The following is a 24813-nucleotide window of genomic DNA, read 5'->3' as shown; positions in this document are numbered from 1 at the left end:
TTTCTCGGATTTTTATTATTTTAAACTATTCGCCTTTAAAGTAATGCACCTCGGAAATGAAGTCCCCCGTATGAGTCGGGTCATGGAACAAACCGACATTCATCAATTCATCCCCACCATAAGTCTTATCAGTCATCTCATCATGATAATCAATTGTTGGATCAAGTCCCGCCATCTTGGTATTATTAATTTCAAAACGGTTAGTATGCAACTGCTTAAACATAAATAGCAGTGCTTCTGACTTATCAGGACTGACAAATTCCCAAGCGACCGTATTGCTATCAAAAGGACTTTCTAAGCGAATAAAGTCACCATATTGAATTAAGTGGCGGTGAGCCTTGTAAAACTTGATCTGTTCCTTTACCATTTGCCGATCCTCTTCAGTCAAATCTGCTAAGTCAAGTTCATAGCCAAAGACCCCACTCATGGCAACATCGCCCCGCATCTTAAAACTAGTAGAACGGCCAGTTTGTTGGTTAGGTGAAACTGATACGTGAGCAGTCATAGATGAGATTGGATAAGTTAAAGATGTTCCGTATTGGATCTTTAACCGTTCGACCGCGTCTGTATCATCTGATGGCCAACTTTGCGGCATGTAGTAAAGAATACCAGCATCGAAGCGACCACCACCGCCAGAGCAGCCTTCAAACAAGATATTAGGATAACGGGTAACTAACCGCTCCATTAAGTCATATAAACCTAAAACATAACGGTGGCTAACTTCTCCTTGATGTTCTGCATCCGCTGCGCTAGAGAAGACCTCAGTAAGGTTACGGTTGAAGTCCCATTTAATATAGTCAAGCGGCACCTGATCTAAAATTAAGCACATTTGATTGTAGATATTATCAACGACTTCTTTACGGCTAAAGTCTAGTACTAATTGATTACGAGAAAGTGTCATGCCACGGTTCGGTTCATGTAAGGCATAGTCTGGATGTTCCTTATATAACTTAGAATCGACTGAAATCATTTCTGGCTCAAACCAGAGGCCGAATTTCATGCCATGCTCGTGGGTCCGGTCTGCTACCCGCTTCAATCCACCAGTAAGCTTGTCCTGGTTAACAAACCAATCACCAAGCGATGAATTATCATCATTCCGGTGGCCAAACCAGCCGTCATCAAGAACAAACATTTCAATTCCCAATGGCTTTGCTTCATCAATAATTTGGTCTAACTTCTTATCATCAAAGTCAAAGAAGGTCGCTTCCCAATTATTAATAACAATTGGTCGGTCTGCATATTGATACTTACCGCGAGCAACCCGGTCCCGTAATAACTTATGGAATACTTGTGACATCCCATTTAGGCCCTGTTGACTAAAGCCCATGATTGCTTCCGGTGTCTGAAAATCTTTTCCCGATTCAAGAACCCATTCAAAGTTATAATCATTAATTCCAGTTATTAAGCGAATCTGGTCGATCTGATCTTTTTCCAAGGTAAACTGGTGATTACCTGAGTAGACAAGGAGCACTCCCAAAGCATTTCCCTGAAATTCATCGGTGTTCTTGTCAACCAAGGCCACAAACGGATTCATATGATGAGAACTAGAATTTCGGCGGCTAGAAAATTCTGTTATTCCCCGACGTAATTCTTGCCGTTCAGGTTGTCGTTCAAGAGCATATTGTCCTGGAACGGAGATAACATCATAATCATGTTTAGTTAAATCCAGTTGCATTGAGGCAATCTTTTCAATTCGTAATTCTTGATTGCTTGTGTTTACTAACCGCGCATTCCTTGTAATAACCGGCCGTTCGTTATAGATAGTGTACGAAAGAATAAGTTGTGCACCGATTGTTTCATCAACCAAAGTAACTTCCAACGTTTCTGCTTCTTTATCACTTTTAACATAAGATGCAGGTAACCCAGCTAGTTTCGGCTTCCCCGGTAAAATCTTATAAGACTTGTAACGGAAATCAGTCAGTCGTGAACCATTTTCTGTTTTGATAATAATTGCAGGCACACGATAATCTCCGGTATTGTTTCCCGAATACTCCTGCAATAAATCATCCTTCGAATAAGTCCGGTCCATCGATCCAGGAAGATTTCCTGAAAATCCACGATCAACTCGTGGATAGTGGCGTTCACCATGGTAATTACGAATTGCCGGTCCAAAATAAAGGTGACTGAGGATATTTCCCTCTTCTACTGAAAATAAATAGGAAATTTCTTTATTCTTTAAGTGAAAAACGCGTTGCTGTTCATCAAATGTAATCATTCGTTGTGGCCCCTTTCTTGAAATCGATTCCATAATAAACGTTTAGTTATTTTTCGTCAAGCGCTTCCATTGTTGATGTAACAATAATTAACCGTCATCATTGACTACTAAACGTTTACTAAAAATATGTTATGCTAGAAATTGATTAAAAGGAGGGTTTCCTATGATTGGTATCAGAAAAATAGCACGTGAGGCTGGTGTATCTCCTGCCAGCGTTTCACGTGTCTTAAGCAATGATTCATCTTTTTCAGTAAGTGAACAAACAAGAGCACGAATTAAAAAAGTAGCAGCAAAGTATAATTACCATCCCCATCTAAACAGGTCCGTCACTCCGCCGCTAGCTCCTCGTTCAATCCTAGTACTCACCACTCATTCCCTTGAGACAGAAGCTCATGACCCTTATTTCATTCAAGTTCATGATGGAATTATTCAGGAAGCTTCCAAGCAAAATATTCAGATCAAAGGTTTTATTCGTTTTCCCAATAAAGCATTTCAATTTACTGACGCTCAAAAATATGATGGCGTAATCGTCGCCGGAGTTTTTACGCAAGAATTCTACGCTAATTTAGCTAAAAATAATCCCCATATCGTTTTAATTGACGACTATCGCTACCTACCCGTTTACGATATTATCCGTAATTCGTATTTTGAAGCTACTCAAATCGTTCTTGATCAGCTACTAGAAAATGGCCTTAATAAAATCGCCTTTATCGGTGGAAATATTCATCCCATGAATAATAATGGCAAAACGACAGACTCGTATCAAGATATTCGAGCTAAAGCCTATTTGATGTGGACAAAACTTCATAATATTTCTCCATTGATTGCCCTGAATGGGTGGACTCCTAAAGATGGCTTTGATAGCATGAATACTCTTTTGAAAGATAATTTTCAGGCCGCCTTAATAGCTAGTGACCAACTAACTATCGGTGCATATCGAGCCCTGAAGCAACACCAGCTTAAAGTTCCCCAAGACCTTCAAATTATTAGCTATAATGATTCGGATATTGCTGAATATTTAGTTCCGTCCCTTTCATCGATCAATCCAGCAAGTCTTTCAATGGGGAAAATAGCAGTTCAAAGATTAGTTAACCGTCTGAATAATCCGAATGATATCCCTATCCATATTAATTTGCCCGCCAAAGCCACTTGGCGCGAAAGTTCCGAAATTAATTTGAATTAGTGAAACGTTTTATAAGTAAAAAGAGAGTAATTGTGCTTGTGATACCGTTTTCTAAGGTTTATACTCAAACATGGTTATCAGATTGATAAACGTTCACTTTAATTAAATGAGGTTTTTAATTATGTTATTAGGAAGTATTGAAGCTGGCGGTACTAAGTTTGTCTGTGCTGTCGGTGACGAAAATTTTAATGAAATTGATAAAAAAGTCATCCCTACAACTACCCCCAAAGAAACTTTAGGGGCTTCAATTGAATTTTTTAAGCAGTACCCTGAACTAGCTGCACTTTCAATTGCTAGTTTTGGGCCAATTGATACTAATCCGGCTAGTGAAAAGTATGGTTACATTACTGATACTCCTAAAGTTAAATGGCAAAATTGCAATTTTGTCGGTACAATGACTGACGCCCTCAATATTCCCGTCTACTGGACAACAGACGTTAATGGTTCGGTTTACGGTGAATATGTCAATTTAAAAGATAAGTATAATAATCCGGCCTTGGTTTACTATACCCTTGGAACTGGCGTGGGTGCTGGTGCAATTCAAGATGGTCGTTTTATTGGTGGAATTAGTACCCCTGAAATGGGCCACGTTCGTTTACAACGACACCCAGCTGATCTGAACTTTACTGGTATCTGTCCTTACCACCACGATTGCTTAGAGGGATTGGTAGCTGGGCCAACTTTCAAGGCGCGGCTCGGTATTAGTGGCGAAGATGTTCCTGATAATCATCCTGTTTGGGATATCATGGCATATTACGTTGCACAAGCTGCCGTTCAGGTCACTGCCATTTTACGACCACAAAAAATTATTTTCGGTGGAAGCGTTTCGCGCCCAGCCTTTCTTGAACGGGTTCGGAAGCAATTTGCAATGTTATGGAACGATTATCTTCCGGTTGGATCGCTTGATGAATACATTGTTAATCCTTCCATTCCAGGAAATGGCTCTGCTACTCTCGGTAACTTTGCATTGGCTAAGCACCTAATCGAAACAAATAAATAACCGTCGTTGGTCACTATAATGCAAAAATGACTAAGACTGAGGAAAATATTGCTCCTCAATCTTAGTCATTTTTATTTATTTCCAAAGATAGTTCAATAGACCCGCTTTAGTCATTCCATTTGCTGTCGTTTCACGCAAAACTGATGCTGAATTAATTAAAGCCTCTTGTTCACGCGAATCTAATGGTAATTCTACTACCCTTTGAATACCGTCTTTATCAATTACAGCCGGTGTCCCGAGGTAAATATCCTTTTCTCCATATTCACCATCTAAATATGCACTTACGGGTAATACTGTATTTTGGTCATACAAAATTGCTTTTGTTATTCTTGCCAAAGCAGTCGCTACTCCATAGTATGTTGCGCCTTTCCGGTTAATAATCTCATAAGCCTTATTACGTACTTGTTCTTCTAGTTTTAACAATTCTTGCTTTGTTAGCCCATTAGCTAAAACATAATCCATTAAAGGCGTTCCACCGATTGTCCCACAAGAATAAGCAGCAAATTCTGAATCCCCATGCTCCGCTAACATATCAACATGAACATCTCGGGGATCAATAGCTAACTTTTTACCAATCGCTACTCTTAAGCGTGCTGAATCAAGAGAAGTTCCCGATCCAATAACTTTATGTGCTGGAAAGCCAGAAATTTTTTGAACAGCATATGTCAAGATATCGACTGGGTTGGCAGCAATTAAGAAAATTCCATTAAAACCGGTATTAACTACTTCTTGAACGATTTCCTTCATAATCTTTAAGTTACGTTCAACTAATTTAAGCCGTGTTTCACCTGGCTTTTGCGCAGCACCTGCACAAATAGTAACAATATCAGCGTCTTTACAATCTTGATAGCTACCAGCCTTAACCTTTACTGGGGCAGTAAATGGCGTTGCGTCTTCCAAATCCAGTGCATCCCCAACGCTTCGCTCATTACTCTTATTTATAATAACTAATTCCTCAGCTAAACCTTGCTGGATCACGCTAAAAGCATAAGCGGACCCCACAACTCCATCACCAATTAAAACAACCTTTTGATGTTCTTCTGTCGCCATACTTCTTTTTCTCTCCCTAATTAAAATTTACATAAAAAGATGAGCATAAATAGGAACCAAAATGTCCATTGCTAACGAAACGATAACAACTGCCACTGCGGCCATTGCTCCTTGAATTGAACCTAGTTGAACCGCCTTAGCAGATCCAACAGTGTGACCAGCGGATCCAAGACCAAGACCAGTCCCAACCTTTGAGATTTTCTTTAACCTAAAGACCTTAATCAGGAATTCGGCAAGGGCATAAATAATAACTGCATTTAAGATACATGCCATCGCTGTTACCGCGGGATCACCACCGATTCCCTTTGCAATTGGCATCGCAACAGCGGTAGTAGCTGCTTGAGGAAGCATAGCGGCGGTTGAAACACGGGAAAGAGCAAATAATTTAGCTGTTCCTTGAATCAAAAATAATGAAATGAATCCACCTACAAATAATGTGAGAATTACATCGACCCAATATTTCTTAAAAACATCATTCCGGCGATAAAGCGGAATCGCAAATGCCATTGTTGCTGGGTTCAAGAACCAAAAAATCAAATTTCCGCCTGGCTGGTAAAATTTTTTATAAACTATTGCGGTCGTTGAATTAGCGACCTTGGCCCAGATTGCCAAAATTACAATTCCTAATACCATCCCTACTAACAATGGGGTGAAGAGGAAGAAGCCATTACTAATTTTGAAAAGCCACATCCCAATTAAATAGACCAGCAACGAAATAAATACCCCGGTAAAAGGTAACGCCAGATTTGTAATAAATACATTAGTCATTATCAGTTTCCCCCTTGTTAGTCTTGAACAATTTATGATGTAACCCAATAAAGAATGCTCCAACATAAGCAATTACTGCTAATAAAATAATTGTCGAAATAATAATAACAATTACATCTTGTAGCCCTTCTTTTTTCATTAAACCAAGGCTCCCAGCAAGCTGAATTCCTGATGGGACAAACAGAAAGGCGATTAAACTAATCATGAAATCTCCGAACTTTTCAACTTGTTCCAACTTAACAATATGGCAAGCTAATAAAATATATAATAAAATCATTCCAATTAATGGGGTAGGAACAACGAAACTCTTAGGAAAAAGATTAGAGATTAATTGTGATACGAATAAAATTGCAGCAAAGATTCCCATTTGAACTAAAATGGGCGCTTCCTTCTTCTTTTCTTCTTTCTTCATAATAATCCTCCTAAACATGATAAATATGTTTAAGCATTAACGTTAATACCATTTATCACAATCTATTTTACTAATTTTTCTTAATTTGTATTCGTTTTCACTATTAAATAACCTAAATTTGCGTTAAAATGCCCTCCAGTTAGCTTAAAATGCCTTACGCAAAAAAGGATTGGTGAAAAGATAAACAATTCACTAATCCTTTTTATAAACCTAATGCTTTTTTGGTTGTGTTAACATATGATCGACTTACTGGTAATTTACTACCATCGATTAATGTCAGCTCATAAGTATGATTGAAACTAGGCTGAAGCTCTGTTACGCCATTCAAATTAACAATAAAACTACGATGGATCTGTAAAAATTCTGGAGATTTTAATTGGTCATAAATATTAGTGAGCGTCTGTCGACTAATGATTTTATGCTTATTAAAAGTCCAGATATAAACAAATCCTTGTTGTGCCTGTACGTAAAGTATTTGTTTTTTCTGTAAAATGATCGTTCGCTCGTCGTTTTGAATCGAAATTCGAGGATTCTGCCTTAATTCCATCTTGGTTTTGGCAGCGACATCATCTGGCGGAATTAATTTGGCGACACGCATAATTGCTTCGTTGACCCTTTTAGCAGAAAATGGCTTCAAAATATAGTCAACTGCATCTGCTTCAAAGGCATCTAACGCATAGGAATCATAAGCAGTCGCAAAGACAATATGAGGACTATCAGCAAATGATTTTATTTTTTCAGCTAACGCCATTCCATTTCCATCAGATAACTTTATATCTAAGAAAACCATATCTGGGTGTTCATGTTTTACTTGTTCCTCTGCCATAAAAATGCCATCTGCTTCAAGTATTTCTGTAACTTCACTATTTCCCTGAATTAAGTAATGAAGTTCTTCACGAGCAAGCGGTTCATCATCAACGATTAAGACTTTCATTGTCTGCACCTTCCTTAGTGTGATATGGTAAAGAAATTTTGATCTTTGTTCCTTTATTACTACTTGTAATTTGAAGGGCACTATGCTGATCATATAGACCAATTAAGCGCTGATTCAAATTATATAGCGCATTTCCACTCCCCTTTGAAGATGTCAATGGTTCTTTTCCAAGTTTAGGAAGAAGTTCCGGTGCAATCCCTTCCCCATTATCAGCCACTTGAATTTCCAACCGTGCTTCCAGCTGCTTTATTGTTATCTGAACATTATTATGGTCTTTACGTGCTCCGAAAGCATGTTTAAGCGCATTTTCAACTAATACTTGAATTGTAAATGGCGGCAGGTAAACATCATTTTCGACTTGTTGATCAAAGGTGATGTTATATTTATGTGGAAATCTAGTTTGTTCCAGTTCAAGGTATGCATCGACTTGCGTTCGCTCTTGTCCTAAAGTAATTTCGGTCTCCCGGGCCCCAATTAAGTTAGCCCGGAAATAATTACTAAGTTGAAGGAGAAGTTCACGCGCTTTTTCTTGATCCCGGCGTAAAATTGCACTAATTGTATTAATAGCATTAAAAAAGAAATGCGGATTTATTTGGGCTTGTAAAGCTTTTATCTTAGCATCTCGAACTAATTGCGCCTGTACTTCTGCTTCACCCAATGCAATTTGGTTCGCAAAAATCTCACACAGACCGATTGCTAGCTGAATTTCAACCGGTGTTAAATGCCATTGATCAGTATAGTACATTTTTAATGTTCCGATAACTTCATTCCCAATTCGCAGAGGGGCAACAATCGCTGCTTCTAGAGGACAATTGGGATCGATACAACCAATCATTTTACTGTTATTTGCGACCTTTATTTGGCCCGTTTTGATCACATTACTAGATAAAGAAGTTTCTAGTCTATTTCCTGGGATATGATGATCATCACCAGCTCCAATATGTGCAAGTATTCTTTGTCTGTCAGTGATACTCACTGCATCAAAATTAGTATATTTTTTAATAATTTTGACTACTTGTTGTGCTGAGCTTTTATTTAATCCTTGACGAAAATAAGGCAAGGTTTCATTTGTTAATTGCAAGACAGAATGAGTTTGCATAGCGCGCAGTTCTTCCTCTTGGTGAAGGTACATTGAAATGATTGATAAGAAAATCGATGTCCCCAGCGAATTAACCAAGATCATTGGCAGGGCAATATATTTAACTAAAACCCATCCCGTGGGACTGAACAGTAAGATAAAAAGCATTTGAATACTTTCCATCAAAATCCCTACAATAAAACCATGCCACGGCGTCATTACCTTAAAATAACTTTTTCGATCATGATACAAAAAACCAGAAAGCGCACCAATCAAAACTGAACTAGGCACATAAAACCAACCTTGCAGGGGCGCACCTTGAATAATCCGATGAACCCCTGCTACTAACCCTACTAGACTACCAACCCATGGCCCACCGATAATTCCAGCAACTGAAACAGCTAAAATTCGGGCATTGACAATCGAGTCATTTGTTGAAATGGCCGTAAGAATAATTTTGTTATGCAACTGGTTATTCGCATCGATCTCTATTCCAGTCATATTAGCCATAATAGCAAAAATAGAAAAAAGAATCGTTAGCTGAATTTTGGCACTAATGGTTTGATTAAATAACAGGCGGCGAAATAGGGGTACACTAACTAGCAAAAACGCTAGAATAATAATTAAACCAACGCGCTCAGCCATTAAAATTGTTAAATATATCATTTATCCTTGTGTCCCTGTATTTATTACTGGTTGCGTTCCCCGTTCACTAATAATTGCTACCATAATATTATTGATGATTTGCAAACGTTGCTCATCTGTTAAATCAAGGTTAGCTTCCTTGCTTAGTCGTTCAATTGCTTCTTCAGTAATTGAAACAGCTCCTTCAACGATTATCTTTCGCGCTGACAGGATTGCCGATGACTGTTGCTTTTGCAGCATGGCACTCGCTATTTCAGTTGCGTAGGCTAAGTGGGTTAACCGTGTTTCAATAACTTTGACCCCCGCTACATTTAACCGTTCTTGCAGTTCAGCAGTTAAACGTTCTGATACTTCGGTTGGATTCCCGCGAAGGGTAATTGCATCTTGATCTTCAAAACTATCATATGGATATTCACTAGCAACATGACGAACCGCAGACTCACTTTGAATTTGAACAAATTGCTCATAATCATCAACCGAAAAGAGCGCTTTTGCGGTATCGACAACTTTATAGACAATTACGGCCGCAATTTCGACTGGATTACCTTTTGAATCATTGACCTTTAAAATCTGACTATTAAAATTGCAGACACGAAGAGAAACAGTCTCCTTATTTGTAAATGGTACCGTCATAAATAAACCCGCATCACGAATAGTCCCGATATAATTACCAAAAAAAGTTAAAACTTTGGCTTCATTTGGCTGAATAATTGTCAATGATGTACTAAAAAGAATCACAATTAAGAATAAAATAATGCCAATTGTCAAAACCACTGGAAAATTACCCGTAAAACCAACAAATATCAGCCACAAACTAATCAAACCGATAATTATCGCTCCGAGTAAACCGAGGTAGCCGTTAACGTGAAAGGCTGCTTTTTCCTTCATCTCGATAATCCTCCTAATTTAAAAACGTAACCCCTTGGGATAAAAGTTTTTGATTGTTTTGCCTACTAACTTTCCAAAACCAGTAGGATGCTCATCACATACTAATAAGTACCAACCATTCGGAAGGTCAGCATCAATATTGATTACATCCCCATGGACATATTGGTGCCACTGTTCCTGGCTTAGTTCAATAACCCGGTTTGCCTCCTGTGGTAAGCTGGCAAGCGCCCATGCCAACGCTGGTTCAAATCGATTTTTCTTAAAAGTGCCGAGGTGAAGTCCAGGCCGAAGGACATTTAGTCCCTCGATCTTGGCCTCTTCTAATGGCAAATCATAGAGCTGGTCACCAAATAAAATCAATTGGTGTGGTTGATAGTCTGGGAAGACGCCTGTAACAAACTGGTTAAAGAGTTTGACCTGTTCTTTGTCCGGTTTAACAATCGATTGCTTTTTCCGCTTATTCTTCTTTTTGCGCTTTTTATCAGTTGACTCTGGCTCACCATTTACTAACTTAGCAATGAAATGCCCCTCCCCCTTAAGATGGTGCGGAAATAGGCGAACTGTCTTTTTCAATTCTTCATTGCCATCAGCCCATTCCGGACGGCCATCATCCATTCCGGCTGCCTTTTTGATTGGGATAAGCTTCAAGTCTGGATAGCTATTGAGCAGCCATGAGATATTTTGTTCATCCTCTTCTGGCGCAAAAGTACAGGTCGAATATACTAATGTTCCTCCTGGCTTTAGCATTTTCATTGCGGATGCGAGGATCTTTTGCTGGCGGTTAGCACACTCAGCAGGGTATTCTGGTGACCAATATTCAATTCCGGCAGGCTCTTTTCTAAACATTCCTTCTCCAGAACAAGGCGCGTCAACAAGAATCCGGTCAAAATATTGAGGAAATTGTTTTTCTAAATCTGCGGGACTCTCACTAGTAACAACTGCATTTTTTGCTCCCCATCGTTCCAGGTTTTCAGCCAAAATTTTCGCCCGTTTAGGGAAAATTTCATTAGCAACTAGTAATCCCTGGTTATTCATTTTAGCAACCAGATGCGTTGTTTTGCCTCCCGGAGCTGCACACAAGTCTAGCACTCGTTCTCCAGCTTGTGGATTAACCACTTCTCCTACAAACATTGCTGACGGCTCTTGACTATATACCCATCCAGTAACATGGTCTAACGATTTTCCATTCACTTGACCATAATATCCTGTCGGCACATACGGTACTTTCCCCGTGGCTTTTTCAATTGTTGCAACCGGCTGTCCGTTCTTTAATGGATTCTCGCGAAAACCACTATAACTTGACTGGGCAAGTGCTGATAAAAACTCATCGGCCTCTGCTCCCATTAGTTTTTTGTATTTCGTGACAAATTCATTTGGTAATTGCACGTTATTTTTCGCTCCTCTTTATCGTAATATCTTTATTGTAACGTATTTTTTAGTCTTTTTAAGTCAAAATACTTGGCAAAAGGTTAAGTTTTTGTTTACAATATTATAATTGAATTTTTTATGGAAAGAGAAGTGAGATGGTAATGGATCAACACTTGATTGCGCTTGATCTTGATGGCACAACATTAAATAATCAATCAAAATTAACAAATGAGACAATTACAACTTTACGTGCCCTTGCCCGAGACGGACATATTGTCAGTATCATTACTGGGCGCCCTTACCGGATTGCCAAACATATTTACGATGAAATTGGGATCAAGACCCCGATGGTAAACTTTAATGGGGCCTTGACACATATACCTCATGAGCACTGGGATAAAGAATACGATGTTGAATTAACACGAGAGTTAGCCCTCGATCTCCTAGCCCATCGGAAAGAACTAGGAATTAAAACAATTACCGTTGAAAATAAACATCATGTATGGGCTAATCAAGCTAGTAATGATTTACCTGAATTCTTACCAAACAAATTGCGCGATGATCAAATCCTAACCGCGACTAACTTAACAGGCAATCCAATCGCAATGACAATCCAATATGAACCAGAACACCAAGAAGAAATCATTAAGGCAGTTAATGAAAAATACGGCGATTTCGTTGAACCACGAGTATGGGGGGGCTCTTATAACATCTTAGAACTGATCCATCGTGGCACTCATAAAGAATCAGGGATGTTTTATATCGCTAAGCAGTACCAAATTGACCGGCAAAATATTATTGCGTTTGGTGACGAACATAATGATTTGGAAATGCTTGATGCAGCGGGCCGTGGTGTTGCAATGTATAATGCGATTCCCGAGTTGAAGAGTATTGCTAATGATGTGACCACAATTGATAACGAACATAACGGGCTTGCAAAATACTTGCGGGATTATTTTAAGGTTACAATATAAAAAGCTAGGGAGAGATAGTTTAAAACTACCAATTCCTAGCTTTTTACATAGTTATTCCTAGTCAACTAGTTTGCCAACAACAGGGATACCTTCAAGAACTGATTCCAGATGGATAGAACGAGGCATTACTGAAGTCAAGTCACGACCAGCAAGGTTTCCATGGTGTTTACCATCCTTCCATTGCGGAACGTTAGAGACATCGTAAACAACACCTTTAACGGCAACGTATGCGGGATGTCCATTTCGACCATCGAACTCAGCGAGCTCGGTTGTTGTAAATGTTTTTTCTGCCATCAATGCTTCACCTTTCTCTGATTCAAGAATAGCTAATAATTACATTCTAGATCAAACAATCCGTAAATGCATTAATTATTAGATGATTATTATTTTTTCTTCAAACTACTTAATAAAGTTATTAAAATCGGCTTTTTGTTTGCCCAATTTACTTTTTCACTCTTTTCATAAAATAATTTATAGATAAAAAGATAATCTTTATTACATTAGCACAAAAAATTGGTATAATAAAAGGCGAAGGTGATTCTGCAATCACTTTCGCCAACATACTTCTACTGTGGACCATTGATGTTGTCATGTCATCAATGATCCTCTTTTATTTTACAGCATTAGTTTTATTCTGCAATAAATTTTCACAATTATTCCAGCCGTTTATTGAAACTATTTCAGCAAGTGTGAAAAATAATTTTTGGATCTTGATAATGATTAGCAAAAAGAAGATACTGAAGAAGAGATAACTTTAAGAATGAAAGCAGGTTTATTGATGTATAGAGTACTTGTGGCGGATAATTATCCAATCATTCGAATGGCAGTTAAAAATCTGGTTGAACAACTAGATAATTTTAAAGTAATTGCTGAAGAAACAACCGGAATAGATGCCTCGTTACGGGTTGAACAAGGTGATATTGATATCATTATCATGGATTTAGCGATGCCTCCTGGTGAAAATGGTCTGATCACAATCAAAAGAATTCATGAACATTTCCCTAACACCAAAATTATTATTTTTTCTTCTCGTAGTGAACCTCAATACATCAATCAGGCAATTTATAATGGCGCAAATGGCTATATCTTTAAGAGTTCCTCTCCGAAAGAACTAATTCATGCCCTAAGACACGCTATTAATGGTGAAAAATACTTAGACAATAATATTATGGTAACAAAGAAGGATTTATTAGTTATCAAAGGCGGTTCACCGCACTTCGATTTAGGAAATTACATTCCGCTTTCAAAACGTGAGCAAGAAATCTTGCCTTTAATTGTTTTAGGATATACTAACAAAGAAATTGCTACTAAGATGTTTATATCCCCTAAAACTGTTGAAGCCCATAAGACAAAGATTATGCAAAAATTAAACCTTGCTTCACACGCAGAACTTCTCCACTATGCAGTTAAACATCAATTAGTAGACCTATAGATAATGGGAGTGGAAAATAATCTTCTCGACGAGACGGTGGGCTAAGCTGGGGGGCGGTGATTAGCACGGTCCAGACTAATTATCGTTCGTACTTAACTTCGAGCTTTGTGATGACGCGAAGCTAGTTCCACGTTATCTTATTATTATTGTTCGTGAAAACAGTTGAGGCTGGGAGAAAAACAAAGTTTTCTCTCAGCCTCATTATTTTTATTTATTACTAATTGTCTTATCAAAGTTATTTAACAGGGCAGCTACTTGAACTTCAACAACATTGTTTTTATTGAAGCGAGCAAATACTTCTGCTTCAGTTAAAAGTCGGCGTATTTTTTTCGAGTTTTCTCCTAACTCAATTGCATTATTTACTTCTAGTAATTTAATTCGTGGTAAGAAATAAGTAACATGGTTGCTAGCACAGATCTTTGTCGTAGCCTCCAAAACTTGGTTACTAACCTCCAACCGCTTATTTAATGAATGATACTCTGCAGCGTAGTACATCATCGTTACAATCCGTAGATAATAGTTTCGATCAACACCTGCTAAGTCTTCATCTGCCTTTGATCTTAAAAATGCAATAACCTTTGAGAAAAAGAAATCAGCATGTTCCATTGAATTTTGTCGTGCATATAAGATTCCTGATCCTAAATATGCTAATGGCGAAAAGATCGTCCGATGTTGCTCATCCAGTTCATCTAAAATCTTAGTAAAGTTAAAAAGACTTGTCGACGCATTATTATTAGTTAAAGTGTAAATCATCCCTTTTAAATAATAATATTGCATCCGATCTTGCGGCGATTTTAAATCTTCAAGCCGAATCTTCTTAAGATTACTAACTGCCTGTGGAAAGTGTTCAATCATTAAAGCCAATTCAATCTGGTCAAGCAGACTTCTCATATAACGAATTGAGGATGTATTGTCTTTACTTAAATCACCAATCGTTAGTCCTAGACGGTCGCAAAGCTGCGCCAAAATCGTGAGTGAAGGTATTTGACCATTGCTTTCAAACTTACTTAAGGTCGACTGGGTACAAATCCCCTTGCTTAAGGCAACTTGTGAGTAGCCGAGTCTTTTTCGTTGATAAACAAAGCGTTTAATATCCATGTCTGACCTCCTATATCTAACCGTGAATTCCTAATGCAATTTTAGCAAACCTACTCATTCTTGACAAATCCCAAACTGGTTCCCACACAAGGTTAATATTACATTTAGTTACACCTTCAACAGAAGTAACTGCCTTGGTAATGTCGCGATTTAAGATGTCGCCTAATGGACAGCCCATTGTCGTTAAAGTCATTGTAACCGTACATTCACCATTATCATCAACCTTAACATCATAAATAAGGCCAAGGTTAACGAGGTCAATTCCCAATTCTGGATCAATAACTTCTTCCAACGCATCCATCACTTTATTTTCAATTGGTGAAAAGGGGGTATCTTTTTCGTCAGCCATAAACGTTCCTCCAAACTTATTTGTTAATTCAACTAACCAATTGAACCTTCCATTTCAAAACTGATTAAACGATTCAATTCAACTGCATATTCCATTGGCAATTCCTTCGTAAATGGTTCGACAAAGCCCATAATAATCATTTCAGTTGCCTTTGCTTCTGAAATCCCCCTGCTCATAAGATAGTAAAGTTGTTCTTCAGAGATCTTAGATACTTTAGCCTCATGTTCCATTGCGACATGAGCATTGTCAATTTCATTATATGGAATCGTATCTGAGGATGATCGGTCATCCATAATGATCGTATCACATTCAACGTGGGCTTTAGAGCCATCAGAGTGCTTACCAAAGCGGACCGTTCCGCGGTAATCAGTTGAGCCCCCCGTCTTAGCAATCGATTTTGAAACTATTGAACTAGATGTATTTTTAGCATTGTGGATCATTCGGGCTCCTGAATCTTGGTGAATTCCATTGCTGGCAACTGCAATAGAAAGCATTGTTCCCCGTGCACCTTCACCATTAAGGTAGACACTTGGGTACTTCATCGTAACTTTTGAGCCAAGGTTCCCATCAACCCATTCCATGGTTGCATTTTCTGCCGCTGCTGCCCGTTTTGTTTCTAGACTATAAACGTTATCAGACCAGTTCTGAATAGTTGTGTAACGGCAGTAAGCATCCTTGCAGACGTTAACCTCAACAACTGCAGCATGAAGACTATCAGAAGAGTAATTGGGAGCAGTACATCCTTCGACATAATCGACACTTGCCCCTTCATCAACAATAATCAAGGTCCGCTCAAATTGCCCTGAGTTTTCCGCATTAAGCCGGAAGTAAGATTGAATTGGCGTCTTTGTCTTAACGCCCTTTGGTACATAAATAAATGAACCACCCGACCATACTGCTGCATTTAGGGCCGCGAATTTATTATCAGTTGGTTGAACTAATTTACCAAACCATTTCTTAAATAATTCTGGGTATTCTTTTAAGGCTGTATCTGTATCAGTAAAAATAATCCCCAACTTTTCAAACTCATTTTTCATATTGTGATAAACAACTTCGGATTCATATTGAGCAGATGAACCGGCTAGGTATTTTCGTTCTGCTTCCGGAACTCCTAACCGATCAAAAGTCCGTTTTAAATCTTCGGGCACATCATCCCAGTCGCGAAACTTTTTATCGGTCATCTTTTGGTAGTAAAGCATGTTCTTAAGGTCTAACTCGGATAAATCTGGCCCAAACTTTGGCATCGGTAATTCTCTATAAATCTTGTAGGCCTTAAGTCGGTAATCTAGCATCCATTTAGGTTCATGCTTAGCAGCTGAAATTTTGCGGACAGTTTCTTCTGTTAACCCTCTCCCAGTTGAATATTCCGGTTCAACGTTATCGTGAAAGCCGTATTCGTACTGGTCATTATTATTTATAATGCTAGCTGCATCATTACTCATTATTTTCTTCCTCCTTGCTATCCTTTAACAATGCTCGTTGTAATGCCCACCACGAGAGCGTGGCGCACTTTATTCGGGCTGGGAATTCCATAATACTGGTAAGAATCCGGGCATCCCCTAGTTGATCCAATTCAACTTCTGAATGTTCTTTGCCAATTGCCATATCAGAAAAAGTCTTTGCCATTGCCAGGGCTTCTTCAGTTGTTTTTCCCTTAACAGCATCAGTCATCATGCTTGCTGACGCTTGACTAATAGTACAGCCATCACCAGTATAGGCAATATTTTTGATCTTGTTATCTTCTATTTCGACCTGAAGATTAATCGTATCTCCACAAGTAGGATTATGAAGGGTCATTGCGTTCGTAGTAGTTGCTAATTCTCCTTTATTATGTGGATGATCGGCATAATCGAGAATCACTTCACGGTATAAACTGTTTAACTTAGATAGTCCCAATGTTAAAGAACTCCTTTGTTTCCTTGATTGCGTCAATTAATTGATCAGCATCATCTTTAGTATTGTAAAAATAAAAACTGGCACGAGCAGTTGCTGTTACGCCCAAGTCTTCCATGAGTGGCTGCGCACAATGGTGACCGGCGCGGACTGCTACTCCATCCATATCAAGGGCCGTAGCAACATCATGGGGATGAAGGCCTTTGATATTAAAGGCAATTACCCCAGTATGCTTTGCTGGCGATTGTGGACCATAAATTTCGACATCTGGAATGGCAATTAACTTAGGCAAAACATAGTTAACAAGTTCCTGTTCTTTTTGCACAATCCTATCCATGCCAATACTATTTAAATAATCAATCGCAGCTCCCAGGCCAACCGCTCCAGCAATATTTTGGGTTCCTACTTCAAATTTAAACGGGATATCAGCCCAGGTACTCTCATTACGGTGAACAGCATTAATCATTTCTCCACCGTATTGGTAAGGAGGCATCGCTCGTAATAAGTTCTCTTTTCCGTACAAAACCCCAATTCCCATCGGACTCATCATCTTATGACCAGAGAAAGCGTAAAAGTCAACATCAAGCTCTTGTACATCGACCGGCATATGTGGAACTGCTTGCGCCCCATCACCGACAACGATTGCCCCATGTTGGTGCGCAATCGTTGCTAATTCTTTCAAGGGCGTCACTGTTCCTAATACATTACTAGCATGGGCTACTGCCACAATCTTTGTCTTATCGGTAATTTTCGTTTTAGCATCTGCAAGATCAAGTTCGCCATCTGGAGTTAATTCAATATATTTCAAGGTAGCGCCCTTTTCCTTAGCTAGTTGTTGCCAAGGAATAAGGTTACTATGGTGTTCCATGATTGAAATAACAATCTCATCACCAGGTTGAATATTTTGTTCGCCATAGGTTGCAACGACGAGATTTAACCCATCCGTACACCCCTTGGTAAAGATGATTTCATTAGCACTCGGCGCGTTAATAAACTTTTGCACTTTTTTTCGCGCTTCTTCATAATCCTTAGTCGCACGTTCTGCTAGTGTATGAACCCCTCGGTGAACATTTGCATTATCTTGTTCATAAAAGTTAACAAGTGCCTGAATTACCTGACGCGGGCGCTGAACAGTCGCAGCATTATCAAGGTAGGCTAAGCGTTCATCATTAACCTGCTGATTAAGTGCTGGAAAGTCGGCTAAATAATCATTCGTATTGTTGTCCATCGGCGAGCTTCCTTTCAAGAATCGTAATTAACTTATTCCGTACATCCGCTGCTGGGATTGCACTCAAGACTGCTCCTAAGAATCCTCGAATAACCATTCGTTCTGCTTGCGCGCGCGGAATTCCCCGACTCATTAAGTAATACATTTGTTGTTGATCAACTGGGCCAACACTAGCCGCATGTCCTGCCTCAACATCATTTTCGTCAATTAACAGAATTGGGTTAGCATCTCCCCGTGCTTGATCGGACATAATCAATACCCGGTTTTGTTGGTCTGCCTTTGCCCCATGAGCACCATGAATAATTTGCCCAATTCCATTAAAAATTAATTCAGACTTTTCAAGAATGACGCCCCGCTGGTTAATCAATCCAGTGGTGTGCTTGCCATGGTTGGTAACACGGTTGTTGACGCCAACTTCTTGGTCACGAGTAGTTACGGCAATCATCTTTGAGTTAGCATAACCCCCATCACCTAGCAATTCGGAATCCATGTCACCAACTGTGGCACCATCATTCATCAAGCCGACTGCCCATTCAACATGCGCATCTTTGCCAATATCGGCACGCCGCTTAAAATAAGTATGGGTATGGGGACCAAATTCATCTAAGGAAGAAAAGTCAATCTCACTATTTTCCTGTGCCATTAATTCAATCATCATATTAGCGGCATTCTCATGATCCCCAATCGTTGTAAGGTGCTGGATAAACTTAATTCGGCTGCCACGATCGGCAATTACTAGAATATGCGAAATCAGGGGCTCATCTTGAGTGCTGTCCTGAATAATTTCGACCTCAATTGGCTTTTCAATTTCAACGTTCTTTGGAATATAGAGGAATAACCCGGCATTAAGATAAGCAAGATGATAAGCAGTTAAGAGGTTTTCTTCGGGGTTAATGGCAGTCATGAAGTATTTATTGAAAAGTTCAGGATATTCACGAGCAGCAGCAAAGATATCTGTGAGAATAACCCCCTGATCTTGAAGCTTTTGTGGCAAGTTAACGTGGAGCAAAGTTTGTCCCAACTGGGTTACCTTAATTACTTCATCATCGGCGGCTGGTTTTTCAACTAAGCTGGTGTCTGATTCAATCCATTTCAATGGCCGATCCACAATAAGGGGCCAAGTTCGAAAATCGAATCGTTGCATCCGCGGCAAACGGAGCTTTTCCATCAACTCACGAGCACTAAGCCGGCGATCAATCAATTGCTGAGGTTCATTATTTGCCTTACTAGCAGCAATTATTTGTTCTTTTGCTGAGTTTAATTCTGTCATCAAACTGCCTCCTAGTCTTCATCATCTACAAGTTTGATATCAAGACCTAATTCGTCACGTAAGCCAGCGTAACCTTCATCTTCAAGTTTCTTAGCAAGATCAGGGCCACCGGTTTTTACAATTCGGCCACCCATCATTACGTGAACCGTATCGGGAACAATGTAGTTCAAAAGACGTTGATAGTGGGTAATAATTAATGAACCAAAGTTGTCGCCCCGCATTGAGTTAACGCCCTTTGAAACCACCTTAAGAGCATCAATATCAAGTCCAGAGTCAATTTCATCAAGAATCGCAAAACTAGGTTCAATCATTAAAAGCTGCAAAATTTCATTCCGCTTCTTTTCACCACCAGAAAATCCCTCATTAAGATAACGTTCAGTCATGGATTGACTCATATCAAGCAATTCCAAGTTCTTGTCGAGTTTCTTAATAAAGTCCATTACTGAAATCTGATCATCTTCAGGGCGACGAGCATTGATCGCTGCTCGAAGGAATTCAGCATTAGTAACCCCTTGAATTTCAGCGGGATATTGCATTGCAAGAAAAAGACCTTTTCGTGCCCGTTCATCGACTGGCATGTCAACAATGCTTTCCCCGTCAAGAAGAATATCTCCTTGCGTAACATGATAGTTAGGGTGACCCATGATGGTTTGAGAAAGTGTAGACTTACCAGTTCCATTTGGTCCCATAATTGCATGAATTTCTCCAGTCTTCATCTTGAGGTTAACCCCTTTAAGGATCTCCTTTTCTTCTTTGCTTTCTTCATCTTTAACCGAAACGTGAAGATCCTTTATTTCTAGTGTTGCCATAAAATTCATCCTCCTGACCGAAATATTCCAAAATATTCTCGGCAAATATTCCATAAATATCAATAAATTCTTTACATTCTTATTATATCCGAATAATAAAAAAATAAAACTATTCATCTCAATTTATTTTAAGCGCTTTCTCGATGAATAATTTGAGTGTATAATAAGATATAATATAACACTTATACAATTTCGGAATATTTAACAAGGCAGGTGGCGATAATGATTCAACAAAATTATATTCTTCACTCATTTGACTGTTTAAACACAGCCACTGCTGCCCGATTACATGATATGGGCTTGTGTGAAGGGTGTCCGATTAAAGTAGTTCAAAAATATCCCTTTCATGGTCCAGTGATAATCGAAAATGATCACCAACGAATTGGTTTGCGGTATGCTGTTTTTACAATGCTTACGGGGGCAGAATAAAATGACAACAGTTGCACTGATTGGAAACCCTAATACTGGCAAAACTACCCTGTTTAACTCGCTCACTGATAAATACGCCTATGTTGGTAATTGGACAGGAGTCACAGTTGAAAAGAAACAAGGGACACTTAAAGGAACGGATATTATTATTATCGATTTACCTGGTGTATATTCACTCGATCCTTTGACAAAAGATGAAGCAGTGGTAACTAACTACTTAATGCATAATCAACCTAATATGGTCTTAAATATTACAAATGCTAGTCAGTTAAAACGAAACCTTTTGCTAACAATCGAGGTATTGGAACTCGGCTATCCTGTTGTTTTGGTTCTTAATATGATTGATGACCTCCGTCGATCAGGGTACGACTACGATATTGACCTGCTTGAAAAAAGGCTGGGTTGTAAAGTAATGACAACAAATGCACGTGGACACCAAGGAATTGATCAATTACGAAAAGAAACTATCAATTGTAATTCGCTCCACCCTACCCAACTCGATTTAGATTATCCCCCTATGATCAAACAGGCAATCAGGCAGGCAAGTACAGCGCTGGAAAGTGATTATTCTTTTTCACCCCAAGTTGCGCGTTGGTTAGCGATTCAATTCATAAGCAAGAATAAAGTAATCCGTAAATTTGCCCAAGAAAAAGGGCTAACTCCCCTGCTTTCGCAACAAAAATATTATGACGCGCAAAAGTTTGCCGACCAGATTTTTGAAGTCCGGTTACAGTTTATTGAAGACACGCTTGATCAGACCCGTCATCCACTTAACAACGGTGGGCAAGTTGAGCTGACAAGTCGAATCGACAAAATCGTTACCAACCCGATTCTTGGCTTACCAATTTTCGTCTTAATTTTCTTTGTAATGTTTAAGCTGTCCTTTGATTGGGTTGGTACCCCACTTTCCGATATGCTTGATCAGTTTATCTCAGGCCCGGTTTCAACTACTGCTGACCAAACCCTCGCTAGTCTAGGGGCAATTCCCGCATTACGGTCGCTAGTCGTTAACGGCATTATCGCCGGAGTCGGGGGAGTTTTAGCCTTTATTCCGCAAATCTTCATGCTCTTTGCCTGCATTTCCTTGCTTGAGGACTCTGGTTACATGGCGCGAGCAGCCTTAGTAACAGACCGGGTAATGCAGATGATTGGTTTAAATGGCAAATCTTTTATTCCATTAATTATTGGTTTTGGTTGTAATGTTACGGGAATCATGGCCGCGCGAACAATTGAACAGCCTAAAGAACGACTGATCACTACCTTAATCATGCCGTTTATGAGCTGTTCAGCCCGCCTACCGATTTATAGTTTATTCGTTGCCGCTTTCTTCCCACGTCACCAAGCACTGATTGTTTTATCAGTCTACTTCCTAGGGATTGTCGTGGCTTTAGCAATGGCAAAATTCTATCAAGTAATCTTTAAGGTAAAAGAAAGCTCAGTGTTTGTAGTTGAACTCCCGCACTATCATCTTCCCCGTCTTGATGTAATTTGGCACGGCACATGGGATAAGGGTAAGGGATTTATTAAAAAAGCTGGGACAATTATTTTTGCCGGAACTGTTTTAATCTGGATATTATCAAGTTTTGGCCCTAGTGGTTTTGTTACTAATTCGGCTAATAGTTTTGCAGCCGGCCTTGGACACATCCTTGTTCCGGTCTTTAAGCCAATTGGTCTTGACCAGTGGCAGCCAATCAGTGCTTTGTTTACAGGAATCCTTGCCAAAGAGGTTATTACTTCTAGTATGATGGTAATGTTCCACACAAGCAGTAAAGCGTTCCTCATCGCTTCCCTTGGTCAGTTTATGACTCCGCTTTCTGCTTACACGTTACTGGTCTTTATTCTCTTATATGCACCATGTTTTGCAACGTTAGCAACAATCAAGCAAGAAACTGGTTCTACAAAGTGGATGCTTTATTCTGTTGCATCCAGTTTAGTCGTTGCTTATGGGATTGCATTTATTATCTTTCAAGTTGGTCGATTGTTTATTGGGTGATTTAAAATGAAATTAATTATTAATGTTATTATTATTGTTGCAATTATTACGTTAGCCTTTTATCTCCTTGTTAAGACTTTTCAACGAAGTAAGCAAGGTAAATGTGCGGCTTGTGACTACGATTGTGAAATCAAAAAGTTGGCAAAGAATAAAAAGTAATTATAAAAATCTGGAGACATGGAAGTAGGAAATAATCTCCTCGACAAGGCGGTGGGCTAAGCTAGAACGATGATTAGCACGGCACGGGCTGATTAGCGTTCGTACTTAAACTCGAGCCTTGTGACGACGCGAAGCTAGTTCCACGTTATCTTGCTATTGTTCGTAAAAACGAGGCGAGAGAAAACCTTTGTTTTCTCTCAGCCTCGTTTTTTTACTCACTATTCAATTTTTCTCGTAACATAAACCGACGAATCTTGCCACTCGCGTTTTTCGGCAATTCTGAAACGAAAATATACTGTTGCGGAACCTTATATCGCGCCAAATGTTCATAACCATACTTCATTAGCTTAGTTGGAGAAAGACGACGATCACTGACGACAAAGGCTACAGGCACTTGGCCCCAAACAGAATCATCTTGACCAACGACTGCAACTTCATTAATTTGTGGGTAACGTTGGTAGACCTGCTCAACTTCTTGGGGAAAAATATTTTCTCCGCCAGAGATCAACATTTCATCTGCGCGCCCATCAATATAGAGGTACCCTTCTTGGTCCAGGTGACCAATATCTCCTGTCCGGTACCAACCGTCAATCATTTTAGAAGGTAGTTTATTAGGCAGGTTAAGATAGCCAGGAGTTAAAGCCGGTGTTTTCAGCAGAATTTCACCATCTTTACTAAGTTTTAGTTGGGTTGAGAATAGTGGCTGCCCAACTGATCCTAATTTTAGGAGTGCATCGGCTGACCGTAATGCCGCAATTTGGGAACATGTTTCCGTCATTCCATAGCATTGAACAACAGGAATTGACCGTTGCAGACATGTTTCGAGCGTTTCCCGATCAATCGTTCCGCCCCCGAGCAACATACAACGAAATGCTGAATTATAGTGTATATTGGTCTTATTTTGTTGCTGAATAAGCTTTTTTAGCATAAAGGGAACAACTGACATAATGGTGACCGTTTCATTTGCCAAAATTCGTTCAATTTCTTCGGCACGAAACTTCTCAACCAAACGAACTGTCATCCCATAAATTAATCCCCGCATGATAATCGAAAAACCACTAATATGAAAGATCGGCGCTACGCATAACCACTTATCTGCAGGCGACAAACCTAAATTCAATGCGGAAGAGACTGCTGAATAAAAATGATTGCCAAAAGTTTGCAAAACTCCCTTCGGTTGACCAGTCGTACCGGAAGTATACATGATGCTAGCTACCCAGTTTGATTTAAAGACTGGAACCAACTCTCCTGGATCAGCGCTCGTTATCAAAAATGCACTGTATGACTTAAAAAGATTCGTCATTCCGGAGCGCCAGAGAGAATTTTCAACTAAGCACAGCTGAAGTTTACTATCTTTGATCTGCCGTTCAAGTTCTTCACTAGCAAGTCGCCAGTTCAACCAGACAATCGTGCGGCCACTACACATGATTGCTAATGCTAGTTTATAACTCATCAGACTATTGGTTGCTAGGAGACCAACCCGCGAACCAGGATTAAGGTAGTCAATTTTTCCCACAAGTACCTCTACCTGTTTTTTTAATTCAATAAATGATAAGCGCTCATTCCCATCGTCAATTGCAATCTGGTTCGGCTGAGTTGCTGCTTGCTTTAATAGCCAATTTTGTGTTTCCATTTAAA

General features: G+C 39.4%; 24 protein-coding genes. 7 read left to right on the top strand and 17 right to left on the bottom strand.

Going from position 1 to position 24813, the window contains the following annotated elements:
* Positions 1–25: 25 nt before the first annotated feature.
* Positions 26–2215 carry an alpha-galactosidase gene (locus LMB57_RS01320; RefSeq protein WP_229272070.1) on the bottom strand — a complete coding sequence of 730 codons (2190 nt, stop codon included), beginning with the start codon at positions 2213–2215 and terminating at the stop codon, positions 26–28.
* A gap of 163 nt (positions 2216–2378) precedes the next feature.
* Between LMB57_RS01320 and LMB57_RS01315 the strand changes: the two genes are divergently transcribed.
* Entirely contained in the window at positions 2379–3398 is a 1020-nt protein-coding gene (locus tag LMB57_RS01315) for a LacI family DNA-binding transcriptional regulator (protein ID WP_229272071.1), read from the top strand.
* 121 nt (positions 3399–3519) lie between these two features.
* Positions 3520–4398 carry a fructokinase ScrK gene (gene scrK / locus LMB57_RS01310; RefSeq protein WP_229272072.1) on the top strand — a complete coding sequence of 293 codons (879 nt, stop codon included), beginning with the start codon at positions 3520–3522 and terminating at the stop codon, positions 4396–4398.
* Between the two features lie 75 nt (positions 4399–4473).
* Here the strand turns inward: scrK and LMB57_RS01305 are convergent, their stop codons facing one another.
* The 7 genes from LMB57_RS01305 to LMB57_RS01275 form a co-directional block, all read right to left on the bottom strand.
* Entirely contained in the window at positions 4474–5448 is a 975-nt protein-coding gene (locus LMB57_RS01305) for an L-lactate dehydrogenase (protein WP_229272073.1), read from the bottom strand.
* Between the two features lie 27 nt (positions 5449–5475).
* Complete coding sequence (locus tag LMB57_RS01300) at positions 5476–6216, bottom strand: LrgB family protein (protein WP_094500817.1); 741 nt, start codon at positions 6214–6216, stop codon at positions 5476–5478.
* Positions 6209–6628, bottom strand: coding sequence for a CidA/LrgA family protein (locus tag LMB57_RS01295; protein ID WP_152715392.1), 420 nt, complete (start codon positions 6626–6628; stop codon positions 6209–6211). The genes LMB57_RS01300 and LMB57_RS01295 overlap by 8 nt, the downstream gene beginning before the upstream one ends.
* Before the next feature lie 202 nt (positions 6629–6830).
* On the bottom strand, positions 6831–7562 hold the full coding sequence (locus LMB57_RS01290; RefSeq protein WP_229272074.1) for a LytR/AlgR family response regulator transcription factor: 732 nt from the start codon (positions 7560–7562) through the stop codon (positions 6831–6833).
* Positions 7543–9306: a sensor histidine kinase gene (locus LMB57_RS01285; RefSeq protein ID WP_229272075.1), complete on the bottom strand. Its 1764-nt coding sequence runs from the start codon at positions 9304–9306 to the stop codon at positions 7543–7545. Before LMB57_RS01285 ends, LMB57_RS01290 begins: the two co-directional genes overlap by 20 nt.
* Complete coding sequence (locus tag LMB57_RS01280; protein WP_229272076.1) at positions 9307–10173, bottom strand: SPFH domain-containing protein; 867 nt, start codon at positions 10171–10173, stop codon at positions 9307–9309. It lies immediately after the preceding gene.
* Between the two features lie 18 nt (positions 10174–10191).
* Positions 10192–11559 carry an RsmB/NOP family class I SAM-dependent RNA methyltransferase gene (locus LMB57_RS01275; protein WP_229272077.1) on the bottom strand — a complete coding sequence of 456 codons (1368 nt, stop codon included), beginning with the start codon at positions 11557–11559 and terminating at the stop codon, positions 10192–10194.
* Between the two features lie 143 nt (positions 11560–11702).
* Between LMB57_RS01275 and LMB57_RS01270 the strand changes: the two genes are divergently transcribed.
* Positions 11703–12515 carry a Cof-type HAD-IIB family hydrolase gene (locus LMB57_RS01270; protein ID WP_229272190.1) on the top strand — a complete coding sequence of 271 codons (813 nt, stop codon included), beginning with the start codon at positions 11703–11705 and terminating at the stop codon, positions 12513–12515.
* A gap of 57 nt (positions 12516–12572) precedes the next feature.
* Here LMB57_RS01270 and LMB57_RS01265 read toward each other — a convergent pair whose 3' ends face one another.
* On the bottom strand, positions 12573–12809 hold the full coding sequence (locus LMB57_RS01265; RefSeq protein WP_003666157.1) for a cytochrome b5 domain-containing protein: 237 nt from the start codon (positions 12807–12809) through the stop codon (positions 12573–12575).
* Between the two features lie 484 nt (positions 12810–13293).
* Here LMB57_RS01265 and LMB57_RS01260 point away from each other — a divergent pair, with 484 nt between their 5' ends.
* Positions 13294–13947 (top strand): response regulator transcription factor, encoded by a 654-nt coding sequence (locus LMB57_RS01260; protein WP_229272078.1) that lies wholly within the window; start codon positions 13294–13296, stop codon positions 13945–13947.
* Positions 13948–14154: 207 nt separating this feature from the next.
* Here the strand turns inward: LMB57_RS01260 and LMB57_RS01255 are convergent, their stop codons facing one another.
* Genes LMB57_RS01255 through sufC form a run of 7 tightly spaced genes read right to left on the bottom strand, consistent with a single transcriptional unit; the run spans position 14155 to position 20594 of the window.
* The gene (locus LMB57_RS01255) at positions 14155–15045 is read right to left on the bottom strand and encodes a helix-turn-helix domain-containing protein (RefSeq protein ID WP_229272079.1); all 891 of its coding nucleotides are present in this window, start codon (positions 15043–15045) and stop codon (positions 14155–14157) included.
* 16 nt (positions 15046–15061) lie between these two features.
* Positions 15062–15394, bottom strand: coding sequence for a metal-sulfur cluster assembly factor (locus LMB57_RS01250; protein WP_003667917.1), 333 nt, complete (start codon positions 15392–15394; stop codon positions 15062–15064).
* Positions 15395–15426: 32 nt separating this feature from the next.
* The gene (gene sufB, locus LMB57_RS01245; RefSeq protein WP_229272080.1) at positions 15427–16836 is read right to left on the bottom strand and encodes a Fe-S cluster assembly protein SufB; all 1410 of its coding nucleotides are present in this window, start codon (positions 16834–16836) and stop codon (positions 15427–15429) included.
* On the bottom strand, positions 16829–17290 hold the full coding sequence (gene sufU / locus LMB57_RS01240; RefSeq protein ID WP_229272081.1) for a Fe-S cluster assembly sulfur transfer protein SufU: 462 nt from the start codon (positions 17288–17290) through the stop codon (positions 16829–16831). The genes sufB and sufU overlap by 8 nt, the downstream gene beginning before the upstream one ends.
* Complete coding sequence (locus LMB57_RS01235) at positions 17277–18515, bottom strand: aminotransferase class V-fold PLP-dependent enzyme (RefSeq protein WP_229272082.1); 1239 nt, start codon at positions 18513–18515, stop codon at positions 17277–17279. The genes sufU and LMB57_RS01235 overlap by 14 nt, the downstream gene beginning before the upstream one ends.
* Positions 18496–19785, bottom strand: coding sequence for a Fe-S cluster assembly protein SufD (gene sufD / locus LMB57_RS01230; protein ID WP_229272083.1), 1290 nt, complete (start codon positions 19783–19785; stop codon positions 18496–18498). The genes LMB57_RS01235 and sufD overlap by 20 nt, the downstream gene beginning before the upstream one ends.
* An 11-nt stretch (positions 19786–19796) precedes the next feature.
* A complete protein-coding gene (gene sufC, locus LMB57_RS01225) occupies positions 19797–20594 on the bottom strand; it encodes a Fe-S cluster assembly ATPase SufC (protein WP_003666143.1) in 798 nt (265 codons plus the stop codon).
* 222 nt (positions 20595–20816) lie between these two features.
* Between sufC and LMB57_RS01220 the strand changes: the two genes are divergently transcribed.
* From LMB57_RS01220 to LMB57_RS01210, 3 genes are read left to right on the top strand one after another with little or no spacing between them, the layout of a single operon-like run.
* Positions 20817–21023 carry a FeoA family protein gene (locus tag LMB57_RS01220; protein WP_182589956.1) on the top strand — a complete coding sequence of 69 codons (207 nt, stop codon included), beginning with the start codon at positions 20817–20819 and terminating at the stop codon, positions 21021–21023.
* 1 nt (position 21024) lies between these two features.
* The gene (gene feoB, locus LMB57_RS01215; protein WP_229278032.1) at positions 21025–23016 is read left to right on the top strand and encodes a ferrous iron transport protein B; all 1992 of its coding nucleotides are present in this window, start codon (positions 21025–21027) and stop codon (positions 23014–23016) included.
* Positions 23017–23022: 6 nt separating this feature from the next.
* A complete protein-coding gene (locus tag LMB57_RS01210; protein ID WP_229272084.1) occupies positions 23023–23175 on the top strand; it encodes a FeoB-associated Cys-rich membrane protein in 153 nt (50 codons plus the stop codon).
* A gap of 211 nt (positions 23176–23386) precedes the next feature.
* Here LMB57_RS01210 and LMB57_RS01205 read toward each other — a convergent pair whose 3' ends face one another.
* Entirely contained in the window at positions 23387–24808 is a 1422-nt protein-coding gene (locus tag LMB57_RS01205) for an o-succinylbenzoate--CoA ligase (RefSeq protein ID WP_229272085.1), read from the bottom strand.
* Positions 24809–24813: the final 5 nt, after the last annotated feature.

Origin of the sequence: Limosilactobacillus secundus (assembly GCF_020784695.1) — a bacterium.
GTDB lineage: Bacteria > Bacillota > Bacilli > Lactobacillales > Lactobacillaceae > Limosilactobacillus > Limosilactobacillus reuteri_F.
Note: the sequence above shows the minus strand (reverse complement) of the source record. Positions and strands in the feature narration are given on the sequence as shown.